Raw genomic sequence first — 18,693 nt, 5'->3', positions numbered from 1 at the left:
GTTTGGCTTGCAAGCACAAATTATATTTATACCAAACCAGCGACGAAGCCCTTAACGCTTAGGGATCGATAGCTTATGATTCAGAGGAATTGAGAACAAACGACCAATTTTTGCATTAGCTATAAATAAAATTTGGGCATACATGGCCAGACCACACCTTCCTCTTAACGCCATCCGAGCTTTTGAAGCAGCCGCGCGACACCTGAGCTTCACCCAGGCCGCCATTGAACTTTGCGTCACTCAGGCCGCCGTCAGCCACCAGGTCAAAGTGCTGGAAGAACGACTCAACGTGAAGTTGTTCAAACGCCTGCCCCGCGGACTCATGATCACACCAGAAGGCGAAGCGCTGCTACCCACCGTCAATCAGGCGTTCGACCGTATGTCAGAGGCGTTGTCCCGACTTGAAGGGGGCCAAGTTCGCGAAGTACTGTCGTTGGGTGTAGTGGGAACCTTCGCGGTGGGATGGTTGCTGCCGAGGCTGGCGGACTTCCAGCAGCAACATCCCTTTGTGGAAATACGCCTGTCGACTAATAACAACCGTGTGGATATCGCTGCGGAAGGCCTGGATTACGCCATCCGGTTTGGGGACGGCGCCTGGCATGGCGTCGACGCCGCACCGCTTTTCGAAGCGCCATTAACGCCTTTATGCATCCCCGCCCTGGCGGAAACGTTGCGTACGCCGGAGAATTTGAGCGGACACACACTACTGCGATCCTATCGCGCCAACGAATGGAGCAACTGGTTCGCCGCCGCCGGCATGGCGCAACCGGCTAACCTGATAAAGGGCATTGTTTTCGATTCTTCCATCGCCATGATGGAAGCCGCCCTGCAGGGGGTGGGCGTGGCGCTGGCGCCACCACTGATGTTCGCCCGCCACCTCGCCTCTGGCGCTATTCAACAGCCATTTTCTTGCTTCATTTCAGAAGGCGGGTACTGGTTGACGCGACTGAAGTCCCGAGCGCCAACGCCAGCAATGGATGCGTTTCAAGGTTGGATAACGCAGCGTGTGGAAACGGAGAATCTGTCCCGCAAGGAGCAAGGGTCAGCCTGAGCCAACCGGACTGGCCATGAATATCGCCACTCGCGCCAGTCCCGCATCGCGATGCTTCTGGCTCTCACCAAACGCATCGCCTTCTATCGTAGTCAGTAGATTCCTTCTCTGCGGATAACGAACAAAAATAAATTTATCCCAGCTATCCTGCAGCATGCAGTCCGGCTCTCCCGCCAACAAACAGATCGGCGTTCCGCCATATACAGGAAACGCGCCTCGCCGCATGAGTTCAAATCCAGCCAATTTGGCGTAGCGATCATAGGCCTCCTTGCCGCTAACGGAAGGCTCGGGCTCTGCTCCCTCCTGATACTCCGCTATCGCTTTGTATTTATTCAGGTTGTAGACAAACAAGGGCGCATCCAGGTTTTGACTTCGAGCAACCTCCATCTGAGCCTTATCAGGCCAAATCGCCGCGTTTTCAGCCGCCCAACCGGCAGCGGGCGTCCCCGTATCACGAACGCCTTTAAACACCTGAATCAGCCCGGACATCCATCTCACCATCCGAAACAGCCAAGGCGACTCAGGAACCACCGCCAGTACCGCCCACGACTCACAATGCCTCCGTAAAGCTTCGCCATGAGTCGCCATAAAATTCAACGCAGCCTTGGGCGAAGGAAACTCATCAATCAGAATTTCATCCAGCCACATCCCTTCCCTTGCGACCGGGTCCGCCTGCACACGGAACAACCGCTCGCCTCCGCACCGATTCACACTCTCTCGCAGCCAACTCAGATACGCCTCGCCGCGCTTTATTTTCAAATGAAACACCAGAGCGACCTTTTCCCCCTCCGCCCGCTTCTCCAGCTCTTCACATGCATCATCCAGAAAAATCGAAACCGTCACGCTCCTTCCACTCCCTAATCAAACCTCAATCCACTTTTTTGCGCCACGAACAATGGCGAAAACCTCGTTGAAAAACGCCCCTCTCTTACACTTGCCCATCTTTAGAGCTTTACGTTTTAAAAAGCGTATTCCGCACCCTGATCGGTTAATAATCTTTAATCCCTGGTTTATTGATTTTCCCCCACCCGAAACATATTTTCCCAGTAGGCTTATCCCTTTAGTTTGAGGCGACTATGTTCAGGATTCTACTGTTTCTGGCAACCAACATTGCTGTAGTGCTTGTTGCGAGCGTGACGTTGCGGCTTTTGGGGGTTGAACCCTATTTGCAGGGCAGCGGACTGAATCTCACCTCGCTTCTTATCTTCTGCGCCGTATTCGGCATGAGCGGCGCGATGATATCGCTCTTCCTGTCCAAGTGGATGGCGAAGATGTCCACCCGCACCCAAGTGATCGGGCAGCCCCGTGACGCGGTGGAGCGCTGGCTGCTGGACACAGTGAGAGAGCTTTCCAGCGAAGCGGGCATCAAGATGCCGGAGGTGGGGATTTTCCCCGCCCAACAGTCCAACGCCTTCGCGACAGGCTGGAACAAAAATGACGCTCTGGTGGCGGTCAGCGAAGGGCTATTGCGCCGCTTCAGCAAAGATGAAATTCGCGCCGTACTGGCCCATGAGATCGGGCATGTCGCCAATGGCGACATGGTCACCCTGGCGCTGATACAGGGCGTTATCAACACCTTCGTGATGTTCTTCGCTCGAATAATTGGCAACATTGTCGACAAGGCGGTCTTCAAAAATGAAAACGGTCACGGCATCGGCTTTTTCATCACCACTATTTTTGCTGAAATAGTGCTGGGCATTCTCGCATCCATTATTGTCATGTGGTTTTCCCGTAAACGGGAGTTCCGCGCCGACGCCATGGGCGCCAAACTGGCGGGTTCTGGAGCCATGATAGCGGCGCTGCAACGCTTGAAAGCCGAGACGCAGTCGCCGAATGAAATGCCTGACACGCTGACCGCTTTTGGCATAACCGAGGGAGTCAAACAGGGTTTTAAAGCCCTGTTCTCCAGCCACCCTCCCCTGGATGAGCGTATCGCCGCTCTTGCCGCCAATCGTTAAGAACCGTTAAAGCTCAGCTCAACCAAAAAAGCCCGGTTTAGACACCGGGCTTTGTCGTTTCGCTCTATGCATCCAAGCGACATCAGATTGATTACTTGGACAATTGCAGCTCATGCACAAAGCCGCTGATGACGATTTTCGCCGCATCAGACAACCCGGTGAACTGCACGCCATATAGATACCTGAAAGGCGCATCATCCTGATCCATGATGGTGCGATTGCGAATAATGCCGGTGACGTTGAACGTTTTGGTGATATCCGCCACCGTCAAAGCGAAACGCAGAATCACTTCTTCTCCGGCGTCCCCCAGCTTTACGATGGATTTCACCCCGGCGCCGGTCTTACTGATATCGATAATCACAGCCTCTTTCGGCCAGTCGCCCAAGCCAGTATCGAAGTCGCTGTTGACCTGAGTGTGAATTTCGACCTTGAGTCGTTCAGCATTGCGTACTTGCAGCGCCAAAAGCTCTTTGGGGTATTCCAGATGGACATGGGCGAACGGCTGAAGCGCCATGTGCTTGACCTGACTGGTGAAAGCGCACACTTTATTCTTCGCTACAGAGCGCACGGTGAACGGGCGATCCTTTTTCAAAATCAACTGTTTGCCATCCACGACAGGCGTTGTGACCATTACGCTTTGTCCAGGCACAAACCCGATTAACCGCACATGATAGCGCGCACTCTGGTCCATGCTCTCCAGATGCAAAGGATCGCCAACTTGCAGTCCCAGCTTTTCAAATGGTATTTCCACATCCTTGGGAGAATACACCGCTGCTTTATCACCCACTCAGCCATTTCTCCAAGACTAGTATCCAGCGACGTCTACATTGTAACGCCTTTATTCATGCCGGAATGGATTGATCGCCTCTTTCCGTGACGATAATTTCGACAGTTTAGTATCGACCGTCTGTCGCTGCTTGTGAGCCCGAATAGTCATTTTTTTGCAATGATTCACAAATAAGCGCCAATTCAGGTTGGTTTGCCTTTCAATATATTATCGTCCACTTTTCGAGCTTTTTCGCATTTTCTATCGATAATGCCTTGGGAGAGCCTTCCTGAGCCTGATGGCTCAAGCTGACGCCATGGGCTAATTTTAGATATAAGGACGTCTGCCGAGAGCAAAAACGCCGAAAACAGATGTCCATCTCGTGTCACGGGATCGTCATGAGACAAGTTTAGGCTGGTGCAAACTCTGGAGGTCCGGGCAAATGCAAGCGAACAACTGGCGTAAATCGGCAAGCGAGACTGGCGACGACGAACGCATGAACGGCGCCGCCATCATTACGGAAAACGGCGAAGAGATCCCCATCACTGAGGCAATGATTCAGCAGGCGCTGAAAGCAATGGAGGATAATTGGAATCCGTGGAGCCGCCAGCACATGAATATGCGCCAGCGGCAGAAGGGCTGAGCTATTTCGAGCTGAGGTTAAACCCAACCGCGCTCAGGGTGGCCAGAAGATCCGCTTTGCCGCCCTTGAGTTCAATCTTGATGCGATCAAACCCTCTGCGCACGCGATACTCTCTGCGTAAACGATCAAACTCTTGCGCCCGTATGGGCGCATCCAGACGCAAGGTGCGCTTCAGCTGACTATCATCGTGGCGCACGTCATAACTTGCTCTGATCGCCGTGTGCAACGCCCAGTCTGGATCTACTCCAGAGGAAAACGCCATTCTGCGCAGCGGCGGCTCGGGCAAAAACTGCCCCAGTTTGTGCCTTACCGGCAAGCCGAGATAGCGGCTCAGGTGTTGATATATGATCTCTGTTCCCGCCGTGCGCCCATCCAGTGTGTAGCCCGCAATATGCGGCGTAGCGAAGTGGCAAAGCATCGCCAGCTCCACATCAATAGCGGGCTCGTTGTTCCAAACGTCAAGCGCAACGGTCAGGCCATCCCCTCTCTGCAGTCGACCCTTAAGCGCAGCTTCGTCGATCACTTCGCCGCGACAGGTGTTGATCAGGATCTGGTCCGAACGCAGATTCTCGATCATCGCCGCGTTCAGCAAACCCTGCGTTGGGTAGGGACCTGAATCCGTCAACGGCGTGTGCAGCGTGATAATGTCGCACTGCAATACCTCTTCCAAGGGAAACAGATTCTGCTCTCCAGCAGCTTCTCTGGGAGGATCGTTGGATTTCACCTCAAGCCCCAGCAAGGTCAGCGCGCGTTCAAGACGCCCGCCGATTTCACCGCGCCCGATAATGCCCACGGTCTTGTCTTCCAGCTCGAAACCCAACTGTTCGCTAAGGACGGACAGACAGCTCACCACATACTCGACCACTGCGCTGGCGTTGCAGCCTGGCGCATTACTGAACCCCACCCCCCGAGAAGTGAGGTAGTCCATGTCGACGTGGTTGCAACCAATAGTGGCGGAGCCGACAAACTTCACGCCGGTATTTTCCAGCAGGCGTTCGTCCACCCTGGTCACGGAGCGCACCAGCAGCACATCTGCGTCACGCAGGTGCTCGTTGCTGATTTCACGTCCCGGAAGAGTATGAATTTCTCCCATTGATCCGAAAAACGGCTGCAGTAGCGGAATATTCTCATCTGCAACTATTTTCATCTTCCCTTTCCTCTTGGTCGGTATGCTCGGCTACTGCAGTAAATCATCATCCGGGTGAATCAGAGCCAGCTCATGACCCAGGTATTTCTCCAGTTCCGGAATCAGGAAGGAATCATCCTCACAGGCGAAGCTGATGGAGACGCCCGTCGCGCCTGCGCGCCCGGTGCGTCCGATACGGTGAACGTAATCTTCCGGGTCGTCGGGAAGATTGTAATTGACTACGTGAGTCACGCCATCGATATGCAGACCACGGCCCGCGACATCAGTGGCGACCAACACACGGAAGTCGCCTTTACGAAAGCGTTCCAGCGTCTTCACACGTTTCTGCTGGGGTAGCTCGCCGGATATCAGCTCATTTTTGATGGAATGGCGATTCAAGGCTTCCGACAGACTGCGGGTTTCGTCGCGGCGGTTACAAAATACGATCACGCGACGGGTTTCACTGTCCTTCAGCAGGTTCACCAACAGCTTGCGCTTGGCGCTGCTTTCCACCATGTAAACGCGCTGATCCACGGTTTTGGCGGGAAGGTGATCCACCGCCAGCATGACTTCCACCGGTTCTTCAGTCCAGCGCCGCGCCAGATTTTTGATGTCTTCGCTGAAGGTCGCGCTGAACAGCAGAGTCTGCCGCTCTCTCGGCGTCGCCCGGACAATGCGTTTGACGTCGGGAATGAAACCCATGTCCAGCATGCGATCCGCTTCGTCCAGCACCAGCACCTCCACCTGATCCAGATAAATGTCGGCGCTGGTGAGATGATCAAGCAGACGGCCCGGCGTGGCGATCAGCAGATCCACGGCTTCGTCCCGCAGCTTTCTGCGCTGGCGATCCAACTGCGTGCCGCCAATGACGGAAATGATGTTCAGTTTCAGGTGTTTCGCGAGCGCACAGGCGTCTTTCTCGATCTGTAGCGCCAGTTCCCGTGTCGGCGCCACCACCAATGCTCTCGGCTCACTGGAGAAACGCTCTTCCGTTGGGATCGGGTTGGAAACCAGTCGCTGTAGAATGGTGATCAGGAACGCGGCGGTCTTGCCGGTGCCTGTCTGCGCCTGACCGATCAGGTCCACTCCCTGCAGCGTGTGCGGCAGCGTCTGCCCCTGAATCGGAGTGCAGCGCTCAAAATTCAGATCGCGAATAGCCTGCTCAAGTTTTGGATGTAAATTCAGAGAAGAAAAGAGGACGGCGTTATCCGTCGTTTGATCACTAACTGTCATGATTTTTGAAGATATTCCCGGCAAACCGACGTAGTCCAAACCACATACTTTATGCGATGGGCGACTGGACCTGCAATGTTTGCAATAAGTTGTTTAAAACAAGCCCGCCAACGCCTCATTCGCCAACCGCCCGCTCTTCGCGAAAAGCTCAGTGAATGGGATATTGAGAAGCTTATCCGCGGACGCTCCATCGCGCACCGCTTATTTGGGTTATTCCGGGATCTCCGCAAACATTCATATCTTATCCAGTGCAAACAGAGACAGTCCGAAATTTTCCCGCCCTATGTATGTGTCCAAAAAACAGTCCAGAAGTTGCTGGGCGCGCGGCGGCAATCCTTCTTGCAGATAGCGTCGCGCCTGTTCATGAACGGCGGCCTTGAAGGCCTCTTCCCCGGCGGCGCCTTGACCGTCGAGATTGTCGAAACTAATAAAAAACTTTACGCCGCAGGCTTCCGCCAGAATCCACTCCAACGCCTGCGGCTTCACTTCAACCCGCTCAAACTCCGCCTGACGTTGGGCGCTGCGGCCATCCGGCTCGTACCAGTACCCGTAGTCGGTCAGTTGGCGGCGCGCTTCGCCCGCGATGCACCAGTGAGAAATCTCATGCAACGCGCTGTTCACAAAGCCATGAGCAAAATGGATTTCATTGCAACCGCCTGTGGCGGAAGCGGGTAAGTAAATAGGCTCGCCTTCTCCCCGCACCAGCACTGTATTCAATGTTTCCCGGAACAAACCGTCGAATAAATGCTGTAAGTCATGCGCCGTAGCGGCCGGCATGGAGAAGTCTAATCTGGAATAACTCGACAACGCGTAAAAAACCCCGATGCGTGACAGCTCCGTGTCGCTACAATCAAGCCGGGCGGCATGCCCGTCTTATGGACGCCCCATCGCCCGTGCGAAGCACTTAGAGTATAGGCGTTGCGACACATTCAGGCGGATCTTAAAAATAGTTTAACTTAACCGCAGAAAGTCGCGCAGACAGGGACCTTGGATTATGATGGCCGATTATCGATTTTATGGATAAGGTAATCAATTGTAATTTCAACGAGAAGTTCAAGTTTTTTGAACCTTCAACCCAGTAAATTGTCATATTGAACCAGTCCATACCCGCGCAACCGAAGGGACGCCCGGGGAACAGGCGCGCTGGATAGCGCCAATTTAAATTTTAAGCACCTGTAGCGAGAAACATGCCCCAACTACTCAGAGTCCTATTCATACTGACGCTGTTTTGCTGCGCCACGGTCAGAGCAGAAAATAACCTGTTCGGCGACAACAGCGGTTTTCTGGCCGAACCGGAATTCCTCCCCGTAGAGGAAGCCTACCGGTTCACGTCATCGGTGGAAGGGGACGAACTAGTCCTGCATTGGGCGATTGCTGACGGCTATTATCTGTACAAAGACCGCACCTCGGTGACGACAGACGCAGAGGGTGTAACGCAAGGGCGCTGGACCTATTCCTCCCCTGGCGAGGAGAAAGAAGACCCCTACTTCGGCATGGTCTATGTCTACCACGATGAGCTTACAATCCGCGTGCCAGTGGCGGCGGAGGAAGGCGCTGAAGTTGAGTTCAAAGTGCGCTATCAGGGATGCGCGGAAGCCGGTTTGTGTTATCCGCCGCAGACAGAAACAGCGCTGTTTATCGGAACGGAGTCGGTTAGTCCTGCGCCAGCTGCAACGACAAACGACACCTCCTCATCCACTCCTCCCTCTACAGGTCAAAACAGCTCAGGCGCCGCGATCACTTCCAGCACGCCATCCCCAAGCAAGGCTGCTGACGTTGATTTCACTTCATCCAACTCGATTACGGACTACCTCATCGCCCAGGGTCTGTTATTCAGCTTTTTCATCCTGATGGCCGTGGGTATTGGTTTGGCGTTTACACCTTGCGTATTCCCCATGGTGCCCATTTTATCCAGCATCATCGTCGGGCAAAAAGAAGTCACCATGCTGCGTTCCTTTATCCTGTCCTTTAGCTACATCATGGGCATGGCCGCGGTCTATACAGCGCTGGGCGCCGCCGCAGGCCACTTCGGTGAACTGGGTCAGGAGGCCAACATTCAGGCGCAGGTGCAAAAACCCTGGATATTGATCATTTTCAGCGGATTATTCGTACTTCTCGCCCTATCCATGTTCGGCTTCTATGAGCTTCAGATGCCTTCGTTTTTGCGTGACAAGCTCAGCGGTATGAACAGCAAGCAGCAGGGTGGCGAAATCATCAGCGTGTTTATTATGGGCTTGCTTTCCGCACTGGTGGTGTCTCCCTGCGTATCAGCGCCCCTAATCGCGGCACTGGGCTATGCCGCCTACCTGGGTTCAGCGTTCAAAGGCGGCGTCGCATTGTTCGGACTCAGCCTGGGCATCGGTTTGCCATTACTCATTCTTGGTACAGGCGGCACCAAACTATTGCCCCGCGCCGGCGCCTGGATGGAGCATGTGAAACATGTGTTCGGCGTCGCCCTGCTAGGTGTCGCCATATGGATGCTGGAGCGTATCCTGCCGCCGGAAGCCACTCTGACTTTATGGGCAGTATTGATCGGCGTTTCTGCGGTTTACATGGGAGCATTCACCAATGTCGAATCCGGCTGGAGCGGCTGGCAGAAGCTCAGCAAAGGTCTGGGACTGGTGTTCTTCGTCTACGCAGTCACTCTGATGCTGGGCGCAGCGGCGGGCGCTAACGACCCGCTGCAACCTCTAGCGCCCTATGCGATCAAATCCGCAGCGGCGGCTACAGGCGGCTCCTCCATGCAACCGCTATCTTTCGTTAAAGTCACTTCACCAGAGCAGTTAGACCAGGAAGTCGCCAAAGCTTCCGCCAGCGGAAAACCCGTTATGGTGGACTTCTACGCCGACTGGTGCATCAGCTGCAAGATCATGGAGCGGGAAACCTTCGTTCTACCCGAAGTGCAAGCCGGACTCAGCCGCTTTCACCTTATCAAGGCGGACGTCACTGACAACGACCAAGGCAATCAGGCGCTGCTCAAGCGCTACGGCATATTCGGACCTCCCGCGTTCATCTTTTTTGACGCCAAGGGCGCGGAATTGGCGTCCAAACGCTTCCTGGGCGAAATCTCCAAAAACGCGCTTCTTAATCACGTTAAAGATATATAAACTGCCCGGCGTCGCAATCATCCATCGTTAAGGGTTGTCAGCGCATGCCGCAAGATCGTTTTCTGCGGGGAGTGACGTTCATCATTCTCGGCGAATGCTTTTTCGTGCTTACCGGCATGGTGGTGAAACATATCAGCCTGGAAGCCCATGTCTGGCAGATGGTGTTTTTCCGCAATCTCTTCGGCTTGGCGTTTCTTACCCCCCTGCTGCTCCGCTCTGGCCGTAGCGCTTTCAAAACCCAGCGATTGTCGCTTCATTTTCTCCGCGCCGCCCTCGGCGTCGCCGCTTTTTCCTGCCTGATCTACACTTTCGCGTCCATTCGTCTGGCGGAAGCCACCATGCTGAAACTGATGCTGCCGCTATTTATTCCAGTCATCGCCTGGGTCTGGCTACGCGAGCGTCCGACGCCGATTTTGGCGTTTTCCCTGGGTTTGGGGTTTCTCGGCGTCCTGATAATCCTGCAACCAGACAGCCTTGCCGCCGCAGGGAGACTCGCCATTCTCACAGGATTGTGCGGCGCCCTGTTCGCCGCCGGCGCCAAAGTGGTCATTGGTCGCTTAGGCGCTACCGAACCCAGCGTCCGCATTGTTTTCTATTTCAATCTGTTCAGCACGCTACTGTCCTGCATTCCCATGTTCTGGTACTGGCGGGCGCTGGAGCCGGTCACCCTGCTATGGCTGTTTCTATTCGCCATACTGGCGACAATCGGTCAGTTATCAACCACCCACGCCTATACACTGGCGTCGCCGGGCAAAATAGGCCTGTACAGCTACGCGTCGTTACCGATTGCCGGCCTGTTGGGATGGTTAATCTGGAGTGAGGAGATCTATTTGGAACTCTGGATCGGAAGCGGTCTGATTATCCTGGCTGGCGCACTAACCTTCTTCTATAGTCGACCCAGAAAACCGGAGATCGCGACCGCCAAGGGCTGAAGTCTTAGCCGCCGACTTTACGGATATGATAAAAAAACTGCTTGTCCCGCTCGCCTGACGCCAGCAATTCATGGCCCAGGAATTGACAGAACTTGGGGATATCTCTCTGAGTCGAAGGGTCAGTCGCCAAAACCTCGATAACGCTCCCCACTTCCACATCATTAATGCGGTTATGTAGCATCATGACCGGCTCGGGACAAAACAGACCGCACACATCCATGACGCTGTCGATCGAGTATTCTACGTTTTCGTTCTTGCTGTCGTTCATTGCAACCTCTCCATTTCGTGGCGGCGATTATACACCTTCAACGCCGCATCGGCCTCAACTGCATGGGATTGCTTGTTATACTCATAACAACAAGCGTTGCTAAACCGGAGGTGAGCCACATGATCCGCGTGCTGATCGAACGCCATATCGCCAAGACCCTGGAAACCAATTACGAATACACCGCGAAAAAGATCCTGCAAGCGGCTGTGCAGGCGCCTGGATTTTTATCCGGCGAATCCCTGCGTAACGCCAACGAACCCAACTACCGGGTAATCTGGTCGACTTGGCGCTCCGTGCAGGACTGGCAGTCCTGGCAGACATCGGATGAGCGTAAGGCGCTGATGGCGGAGCTGATTCCGATGATGGACCGGGAAGAGAAAGTCACCATCCTGGAACACTCCTAAAGAGAGACCAGCTGAGCAACAACCAGAGACTCAGGGCCTTATGCCCCGAATGCCTCTGATTTAGGTCTTCGCGGGTAACGCGTTAATGCTTCTGGAAAGCGGTCAGAAAATGCCCTGTGAGCGCCAATACAGTGACTTCTTCGCGATCATGGTATAACTGCTTCACACGCACTTCCGACTCAATGTCGGCGCCGAGAAGGCGTTCCTGCAGCCGTTGCAAGCAGGCTTCCACTTCATCCATGCGCGTTTTCATTGGCAGCTTGAGATTGAACAGCGCATAGGTGGTCCAGTCATAACACAACCAGTCCGCCATACGCTCCATGGTCCGCTTCGGCTTATCCACGATATCGCATACGACCCAATCGACTTTCTTCTGCGGCTTATAAACATATCCATCGTCGCTGACGTAGGTCACCGCCGGGTCTTCCAGAAGCTCCTGCTGCAAGGCGCCATGATCGACCGCCGTCATCTTCACGCCCTGGGTCACCATGTACCAGGTCCAACCGCCCGGCGCCGCGCCCAGGTCCACGCCCCGCTGTCCGCGTTTCAATACGAACTCGCGCTCCGCGGGGGTCAACATGGTCAGAAACGCTTCCTCTATTTTTAAAGCGGAGCGGCTCGGCGCTTCATTACGAAACCGCAGGCGGGGAATGCCCAGCGGTAAGGCGCTGCTGTTGGGGTAGATCGCCAAGCCGGCGATGATGTGTTGACCAGACAGACATACCAGATGCAACTGAGGCAGTTCCTCCGACTTGGCCTTGCTCAATATGCCCGCGTTGCGCAAGGCAGCGCTCATAGGCGCCGTCAGCTTCTTGGCCAGCTTCTGCAGAGAGCCAGCTTCATCTTCCAGCGGCGTTTCAATATGCAGGAACCCAAATGCGCCGCCGGCGCGCAGCGCTTCGACTACCGGCGAGACGCGATCAGTAGGGTCTTCAATTTCGAGGTCATGCAGCGCGCAAAACACCTGCCGCGCAAAAATACAGCGACTCACCTCTATCTCTTTATAAACATCCAGCGCATTGCCTTGGGAGCAGCGCCAAAATACAACGCCCGATCCCTTTTCTATTTTTGAGTATCCGTACACAAACTGCAGCGAGGCGATATTTTGCAGCTCCTGTGCGCACTCCGCTTCAAATCCAGGCCGGCAGTAGGCGAGTAGTCCGATGGCGGAGTATTTGCCGGAGCTTAAAGGGGAACGTTTACGGGAAGAACTGGTAGGGTATTTTTGCGACATCCGGGCATTTCCAATCATCAATTCATCGACGCGCCAATGCGCGGCTGGGTAAAGGCCGCTATTGTCGTCGATCCTATCGCCCCGGGCAAATCAGCGTAGTATAAAGGCCAGCGCCGCCTGAGCCGCCGTGCGCCAGTTTTGCTCTTTGGTCAGGCCGGAAGCCTTGCGCGGGGCCAGATCATGATTACCGTCGGGGAGCCATACCATAGCGCTTTGCTGGTTCAGATACTGCTCCATATTCTCAGAACGGCCGCCAAAAGGGTCCCGCTCGCCCTGCAGCACCAGTCCGGGAAGAGGAATATTCGCCAGGTGCTCAGTCCTGAGTTTTTCCGGTTTGCCAGGGGGATGAAAGGGATAGCCGAACGCCAGCCATCCTCGCACCCGGGAGTCGCCCTCCGGCAAATCCGCCGCCAGCATACTGGCCATGCGTCCGCCCATAGATTTGCCAGCCAGAAATACCTTCGCATCAGAAGGACAGTTTTCCAACGCCTCCGCAAAGCAAGTCAGCAACTTCTCCTGACGGTCCGGCGGACGCTTCTTTCCGTTATCGCGACGCTCTTGCATATAAGGGAATTCAAAGCGCACAACTTTAACGCCGCCGGCGCTGACCTCCTGTGCGATAAAAGACATGAAATCGGAGTCCATCGGCGCACCGGCGCCATGAGCGAATAAGAGAACCTTCCCGGCCTGCTCCGGGCCGTCGAACATAAAGCGCATACGCCCTCCATCAACCAAAAACCAATGCGAAAACTACGATCTGAAAAAATATTCATCTTTACACGAAGGCCGTCATTATCAGGATCTCGCCTCCTTTATTAAAGGAAGGAGTCATCTCATATAAAATCGACCAGAAATCATCCAAAAATCATCTATTATTTCTAGTAGTTATTTAGGCATTGGGTGAGAGGGATTTCCTGTCCTTTGGTCATTGCTTCACATGCCCTGAGACTTCCCTTGCAGTAAAGTCTAAGACAGACGCTCCCCTTCTGAACTAACGCATCCGCCCTCCGGTTTATAACGCGTTTGATGCATATCAAGCAGGGGAAAAAATATGTGGAGATAATGACTTGGCCAAGCATATTAAGTTGACAGCCCTATTGCGCAACTCTTATGCTTCGGCCCGCTGTCGAGGGGGAGGAAAAAGAGGCCCCTGGTTTCTGGATCCTGAAAGCCTGACATTCGAACTGGGCGACAACTCAAAATTGCAAAAGCATAAAGAACTCGCCAGCAGGTTTGCGCCGTATTAATCAACTCAGGGTAGGAATAGTCACTAATGAATACAGTAAGTGCTAACGAAACCTACAACTACAAGGTGGTGCGTCAGTTCGCCATCATGACAGTTGTTTGGGGTATAGTGGGCATGGCTGTCGGCGTGCTTATCGCAGCACAGCTGGTATGGCCGGAACTAAATACTCACTATCCATGGTTCCACTTCGGTCGCTTGAGACCACTGCACACTAACGCCGTTATCTTCGCTTTCGGCGGATGCGCACTTTTCGCAACTTCCTACTATGTCGTCCAACGCACCAGTCAGGCTTCTCTGTTTTCCAACGGTCTGGCCAGCTTCACCTTCTGGGGCTGGCAGGCAGTTATCGTCCTGGCCGCTATTACGCTTCCTCTTGGTTACACCACTTCCAAAGAATACGCCGAGCTGGAATGGCCGATCGACATCCTGATCGCGGTTGTTTGGGTCGCGTACGCCATCGTATTTTTCGGCACGGTCGCCAAGCGTAAAAGCAAGCATATATATGTCGCCAACTGGTTTTTCGGCGCGTTCATTATTACTGTCGCCGTTTTGCACATCGGCAACAGCATGGCGATCCCTGTCTCCGCCATGAAGTCTTACTCTGTTTACGCAGGCGCGATTGACGCAATGGTGCAGTGGTGGTGGGGGCACAACGCGGTAGGCTTCTTCCTGACCGCCGGCTTCCTGGGCATCATGTACTACTTCGTACCCAAGCAGGCGGAACGTCCGGTTTACTCCTACCGTCTGTCCATCGTTCACTTCTGGGCGCTGATCAGCATTTACGTATGGGCCGGCGCGCACCACTTGCATTACAGCGCACTGCCTGACTGGGCGCAAAGCGCGGGTATGGTCATGTCTCTGATTCTGCTGGCTCCTTCCTGGGGCGGTATGATCAACGGCATGATGACCCTGTCCGGCGCATGGCATAAGCTGCGCACCGATCCGGTTCTGCGCTTCTTGGTTGTATCTCTGTCTTTCTATGGTATGTCCACTTTCGAAGGCCCGATGATGTCTATCAAGACCGTCAACGCGCTGTCTCACAATACTGACTGGACTATCGGCCACGTTCACTCCGGCGCTCTGGGCTGGGTAGCGATGATTTCCATCGGCGCGCTCTACCACCTGATTCCTCGTCTGTACGGTCTGAAAGAAATGTTCAGCGTCAAGCTGGTCAACGTTCACTTCTGGCTGGCGACGATCGGCACCGTACTGTACATCGCCGCAATGTGGGTCAACGGCATCATGCAAGGTCTGATGTGGCGTGCAGTTAACGAAGACGGCACCCTGACCTACAGCTTCGTACAGGCGCTGAACGCCAGCTACCCTGGCTACGCTGTCCGCGTCTTGGGCGGAGCAGTATTCCTGTCCGGCATGCTGGTCATGGCGTACAACACCTGGAAAACCGTCAGACAAAGCGACGCCAAAGCAATTGATGCGCTGGCGCAAGCTGACTCTGTTCCACACGCTGTTTAACTGAGAGGGAGAAAATTCGATGAATCATGAAGTCGTCGAGAAAAACCTTGGCTTGATGATCCCTCTGATCGTGGTCGCAATCAGCTTCGGTGTACTCGTAGAAGTCGTACCTTTGTTCTTCACCAAAGAAGTGACGACACCGGTTGAAGGCCTCAAGCCGCTCAACGCCCTGCAATTGGAAGGACGCGACATCTACATCCGTGAAGGCTGCACCGTATGCCACACACAGATGGTGCGTCCGTTCCGCGCAGAAACCGAGCGCTATGGCCACTACTCTGTCGCCGGCGAGTCTGTTTATGAGCACCCATTCCTGTGGGGCTCCAAGCGTACTGGTCCGGACTTGGCCCGTGTAGGGACCAAGTACAGTGACGCCTGGCATAGGGCTCACCTGTACAACCCCCGCGACGTGGTTCCGGAATCCAACATGCCTGCTTTCCCATGGTTGTTCACCACCAAGGTGGATCCGTCGAAAACGGCAGCCAAACTGAACGCTCTCAGCAAAGTCGGCGTACCTTATACCCAAGAGGACATCGAAGGCGCAGCGGAAGTGGTTGAAGGCAAGTATGAGATTGAAGCCCTGGTTGCTTACTTGCAGCAACTGGGTACGGCAATCAAACGGTAAGTTCAATGGATATTAATACTGTCCGCGGGTTAGCCACCCTGTTCATCATGGCGGCGTTCATCGGTTTAGTGGTATGGGCCTTCAGTTCCAAACAAAAGAAAACGTTTGACGAAGCTGCGAACCTGCCCTTTGAAGATGACGAAGCGGACGCTAAGTCAGTACGCGAAGCGGAGACTAAAAAACATGACTAGTTTCTGGACCGGATGGATATCTTTTATCGTCCTGGGATCAATATTTGGTTGCGCCTGGTTGCTGTGGGTCACCCGCAAAAGCCAGAAGTTCGATACCGAAACCGAGCAGACCATGGGTCACTCGTTCGACGGCATCGAAGAGTATGACAATCCCCTGCCCCGCTGGTGGCTGGTTCTGTTCATGGGAACCATTGTCTTCGGGCTCGGTTATCTGGTTTTTTATCCTGGATTGGGCAGTTACAAGGGTATTTTCGGCTGGACCTCCGTAAACCAGTGGGAAGCGGAAGTTAAAAAGGCGGAAGAAACCTACGCCCCGATTTTCGCCAAGCTGGCGGCTACGCCAATCGAGGAACTGGCCAAAGACGACAAGGCCATGAAAATCGGCCAGCGTCTGTTCGCCAACAACTGCGCAGTTTGTCACGGCAGCACCGCGCACGGCGCTACCGGCTTCCCTAACCTGACTGATAATGACTGGTTGTACGGCGGCGCGCCGGAGAAAATCAAAGAGACCATCACTGACGGTCGTAACGGCTCAGCCATGCGCGCCTGGAAGGACGAGATCGGCGAAGAAGGCGTTAAACAAGTCGCTAACTACGTTCGCTCTTTGAGCAACCAGGAAGACGTTGACGAAGCCATGGCTGCGAAAGGCGCTGAAATATTCGCCGCCAACTGCTTCGTTTGCCACGGCAAAGACGGTAAAGGCAGCCATGACATGGGCGCACCCAACCTGACTGACGGCATCTGGCTGTACGGCGGCACTCAAGCGATCGTTGAGGCGACAGTCCGCAACGGCCGCGGCGGCGTTATGCCATCCTTCAAGGACAAGCTGGGTGAAGAGCGTATTCACCTGCTGGCTGCATACATCTACTCTTTGTCTCATCGCTAAGCATTGCGATGCCGGAGCCCTCTTAGCGGGGCTCCGGCGGCTTAGTCTCCTTAGCTTTGGTCATTCGCTGTTTGGACAAAGCTAAAGTGATTAAACCTTGGACAGCATCATGAGTAATAAGATCCCGGTCCAAAATATCGACCCGCAAGACGCCTCCACTCCGAAAGTCAAAACGGTCGAACTTTACGAAGCCCGCAAGAAAATTTACGTCAAGGAAATTACTGGCGTATTCCAAAAGGTCCGCTCCTTTTCGCTCTGGTTCCTGATGGGAATGTACTTCCTGTTCTGTTGGATCAGCGTCGATGGACAGCAACTGGTGCTGTTCGATTTGCCAAACCGCAAGTTCCACATATTCGGCGCCACGTTCTGGCCGCAGGACTTTGTGCTGCTGTCCTGGCTGCTGATTATCTGCGCCTTTGGCCTATTCTTTATCACCACTCTGTTTGGAAGAGTCTGGTGCGGCTACACCTGCCCGCAAACCGTCTGGACGTTCATCTTTATGTGGCTGGAAGAACGCATTGAAGGCAGCCGAAACCAGCGCATGAAGCTGGATCAGGCCTCCATGAACAAGCAGAAGGCGCTGAAAAAGGCGGCCAAGCATGCTTCCTGGTTATTCGTAGCCTTCGCCACCGGTCTGACTTTCGTGGGATATTTCTACCCTGTCCGCGAGTTGGTCCCTGACTTCTTCACCTTTGATATCAGTTCCGGCTGGGCGTATTTCTGGATCGCCTTTTTTACCCTGGCCACCTATATCAACGCAGGCTGGATGCGCGAGCAGGTATGTCTGTACATGTGTCCTTACGCTCGCTTTCAGTCAGTCATGTTCGACAAAGACACACTGGTGGTGTCCTATGACCTTAACCGGGGCGAACCCAGAGGCAGCCGCAAACGCTCCGCCGACCCAAAAGAAGTTGGCTTGGGGGATTGTGTGGACTGCGGTATGTGCGTGCAGGTCTGCCCAACCGGCATCGATATTCGCGACGGTCTGCAGTACGAGTGCATAGGTTGCGCGCTCTGTATCGACGCCTGCGACTCGGTCATGGAGAAAATGGAATACCCGAAAGGGCTGATCAGCTATACCACAGAGCAGAAACTGGAGGGCAAGGACTCCAAACTGCTGCGCCCACGCACCATTGGCTATGGTCTGGCGCTGGCTATCATGATGTCGGCCTTCGCCTTCAAACTGGGAACGCGCCTTCCTGTTGAGCTGGATGTCATTCGTGACCGAGGCGCTCTGTTCCAGACCAACGCCAAAGGCTACATTGAGAACGCCTACACCCTGCAGCTGATGAATATGTCCGACCAGGTGCGCACCTTTGTCATCACGGTGGAAGGGATGGATGGCGTCAGCATCTCCGGCAAGAGCGAATTCACCCTGGAGCCCTCTGAAGTGCGCTCCATTCCGATGGCGGTGGAGGCTAAACCCAGTGCGCTGACAGAGCGTAATCATGATATCGTGTTTAAAGCGCAGGCGGTTGACGACGCTTCCGTGAAAATTGACTCCGAAAGCCGTTTCCTTGGTCCTGCGCCGGTTAAATTCTAATGAGTAATTC

The 18,693-nt window shown here is 54.3% G+C and carries 19 protein-coding genes; 11 read left to right on the top strand and 8 right to left on the bottom strand.

The genetic code is table 11. The features are described from left to right. Positions 1–142 precede the first annotated feature (142 nt). The gene (locus EUZ85_RS13000) at positions 143–1,051 is read left to right on the top strand and encodes a LysR family transcriptional regulator (RefSeq protein ID WP_127969690.1); all 909 of its coding nucleotides are present in this window, start codon (positions 143–145) and stop codon (positions 1,049–1,051) included. On the opposite strand, the gene EUZ85_RS12995 is transcribed toward EUZ85_RS13000, so the two are convergent. Beyond that, complete coding sequence (locus EUZ85_RS12995; protein ID WP_127969689.1) at positions 1,043–1,894, bottom strand: Dimeric alpha-beta barrel; 852 nt, start codon at positions 1,892–1,894, stop codon at positions 1,043–1,045. The two genes, EUZ85_RS13000 and EUZ85_RS12995, sit on opposite strands and share 9 nt — an antisense overlap. Before the next feature lie 233 nt (positions 1,895–2,127). Between EUZ85_RS12995 and htpX the strand changes: the two genes are divergently transcribed. Further along, on the top strand, positions 2,128–3,009 hold the full coding sequence (htpX, locus tag EUZ85_RS12990; RefSeq protein ID WP_127969688.1) for a protease HtpX: 882 nt from the start codon (positions 2,128–2,130) through the stop codon (positions 3,007–3,009). Between the two features lie 91 nt (positions 3,010–3,100). On the opposite strand, the gene EUZ85_RS12985 is transcribed toward htpX, so the two are convergent. Beyond that, on the bottom strand, positions 3,101–3,796 hold the full coding sequence (locus tag EUZ85_RS12985) for a flagellar brake protein (protein ID WP_127969687.1): 696 nt from the start codon (positions 3,794–3,796) through the stop codon (positions 3,101–3,103). A gap of 421 nt (positions 3,797–4,217) precedes the next feature. Here EUZ85_RS12985 and EUZ85_RS12980 point away from each other — a divergent pair, with 421 nt between their 5' ends. Beyond that, the gene (locus EUZ85_RS12980; protein WP_127969686.1) at positions 4,218–4,418 is read left to right on the top strand and encodes a PA1571 family protein; all 201 of its coding nucleotides are present in this window, start codon (positions 4,218–4,220) and stop codon (positions 4,416–4,418) included. Position 4,419: 1 nt separating this feature from the next. Here EUZ85_RS12980 and pdxB read toward each other — a convergent pair whose 3' ends face one another. The 3 genes from pdxB to EUZ85_RS12965 all read right to left on the bottom strand — a co-directional run bounded on the left by pdxB (position 4,420) and on the right by EUZ85_RS12965 (position 7,554). Next, the gene (pdxB, locus tag EUZ85_RS12975; protein ID WP_127969685.1) at positions 4,420–5,565 is read right to left on the bottom strand and encodes a 4-phosphoerythronate dehydrogenase PdxB; all 1,146 of its coding nucleotides are present in this window, start codon (positions 5,563–5,565) and stop codon (positions 4,420–4,422) included. A 30-nt stretch (positions 5,566–5,595) separates the two neighbouring features. Then, entirely contained in the window at positions 5,596–6,777 is a 1,182-nt protein-coding gene (locus EUZ85_RS12970; protein ID WP_127969684.1) for a DEAD/DEAH box helicase, read from the bottom strand. A gap of 234 nt (positions 6,778–7,011) precedes the next feature. Further along, the gene (locus EUZ85_RS12965) at positions 7,012–7,554 is read right to left on the bottom strand and encodes an elongation factor P hydroxylase (protein ID WP_127969683.1); all 543 of its coding nucleotides are present in this window, start codon (positions 7,552–7,554) and stop codon (positions 7,012–7,014) included. A gap of 410 nt (positions 7,555–7,964) precedes the next feature. On the opposite strand from EUZ85_RS12965, the gene dsbD reads away from it, so the two are divergent. Together dsbD and EUZ85_RS12955 are read left to right on the top strand one after the other, a co-directional pair. Next, entirely contained in the window at positions 7,965–9,884 is a 1,920-nt protein-coding gene (dsbD, locus tag EUZ85_RS12960) for a protein-disulfide reductase DsbD (RefSeq protein WP_127969682.1), read from the top strand. Between the two features lie 44 nt (positions 9,885–9,928). Beyond that, positions 9,929–10,816 carry a DMT family transporter gene (locus tag EUZ85_RS12955; protein WP_127969681.1) on the top strand — a complete coding sequence of 296 codons (888 nt, stop codon included), beginning with the start codon at positions 9,929–9,931 and terminating at the stop codon, positions 10,814–10,816. A 4-nt stretch (positions 10,817–10,820) separates the two neighbouring features. Here EUZ85_RS12955 and tusA read toward each other — a convergent pair whose 3' ends face one another. Further along, on the bottom strand, positions 10,821–11,084 hold the full coding sequence (gene tusA / locus EUZ85_RS12950) for a sulfurtransferase TusA (protein ID WP_127969680.1): 264 nt from the start codon (positions 11,082–11,084) through the stop codon (positions 10,821–10,823). Positions 11,085–11,203: 119 nt separating this feature from the next. Here tusA and EUZ85_RS12945 point away from each other — a divergent pair, with 119 nt between their 5' ends. Next, positions 11,204–11,488, top strand: a complete 285-nt coding sequence (locus EUZ85_RS12945; protein ID WP_127969679.1) for an antibiotic biosynthesis monooxygenase — start codon at positions 11,204–11,206, stop codon at positions 11,486–11,488. 82 nt (positions 11,489–11,570) lie between these two features. Here EUZ85_RS12945 and rlmM read toward each other — a convergent pair whose 3' ends face one another. Together rlmM and EUZ85_RS12935 are read right to left on the bottom strand one after the other, a co-directional pair. Continuing rightward, positions 11,571–12,722, bottom strand: a complete 1,152-nt coding sequence (gene rlmM, locus EUZ85_RS12940) for a 23S rRNA (cytidine(2498)-2'-O)-methyltransferase RlmM (RefSeq protein ID WP_241567023.1) — start codon at positions 12,720–12,722, stop codon at positions 11,571–11,573. Positions 12,723–12,812: 90 nt separating this feature from the next. Then, positions 12,813–13,439: an alpha/beta family hydrolase gene (locus tag EUZ85_RS12935; RefSeq protein WP_127969677.1), complete on the bottom strand. Its 627-nt coding sequence runs from the start codon at positions 13,437–13,439 to the stop codon at positions 12,813–12,815. 556 nt (positions 13,440–13,995) lie between these two features. On the opposite strand from EUZ85_RS12935, the gene ccoN reads away from it, so the two are divergent. From ccoN to ccoG, 5 genes are all read left to right on the top strand, one after another. Continuing rightward, a complete protein-coding gene (gene ccoN / locus EUZ85_RS12930) occupies positions 13,996–15,441 on the top strand; it encodes a cytochrome-c oxidase, cbb3-type subunit I (protein WP_127969676.1) in 1,446 nt (481 codons plus the stop codon). A gap of 19 nt (positions 15,442–15,460) precedes the next feature. Continuing rightward, positions 15,461–16,063, top strand: a complete 603-nt coding sequence (gene ccoO / locus EUZ85_RS12925; RefSeq protein WP_127969675.1) for a cytochrome-c oxidase, cbb3-type subunit II — start codon at positions 15,461–15,463, stop codon at positions 16,061–16,063. A 5-nt stretch (positions 16,064–16,068) separates the two neighbouring features. Beyond that, complete coding sequence (locus EUZ85_RS12920; protein WP_127969674.1) at positions 16,069–16,254, top strand: cbb3-type cytochrome c oxidase subunit 3; 186 nt, start codon at positions 16,069–16,071, stop codon at positions 16,252–16,254. Then, positions 16,247–17,140 (top strand): cytochrome-c oxidase, cbb3-type subunit III, encoded by an 894-nt coding sequence (ccoP, locus tag EUZ85_RS12915; protein WP_127969673.1) that lies wholly within the window; start codon positions 16,247–16,249, stop codon positions 17,138–17,140. The genes EUZ85_RS12920 and ccoP overlap by 8 nt, the downstream gene beginning before the upstream one ends. A gap of 109 nt (positions 17,141–17,249) precedes the next feature. Continuing rightward, positions 17,250–18,683, top strand: a complete 1,434-nt coding sequence (ccoG, locus tag EUZ85_RS12910) for a cytochrome c oxidase accessory protein CcoG (RefSeq protein ID WP_127969672.1) — start codon at positions 17,250–17,252, stop codon at positions 18,681–18,683. Positions 18,684–18,693 lie beyond the last annotated feature (10 nt).

Origin of the sequence: Hahella sp. KA22 (assembly GCF_004135205.1) — a bacterium.
Classification (GTDB): Bacteria; Pseudomonadota; Gammaproteobacteria; order Pseudomonadales; family Oleiphilaceae; genus Hahella.
The sequence above is the reverse complement of the archived record's forward strand: the minus strand, read 5'-3'. Positions and strand labels throughout refer to the sequence as shown.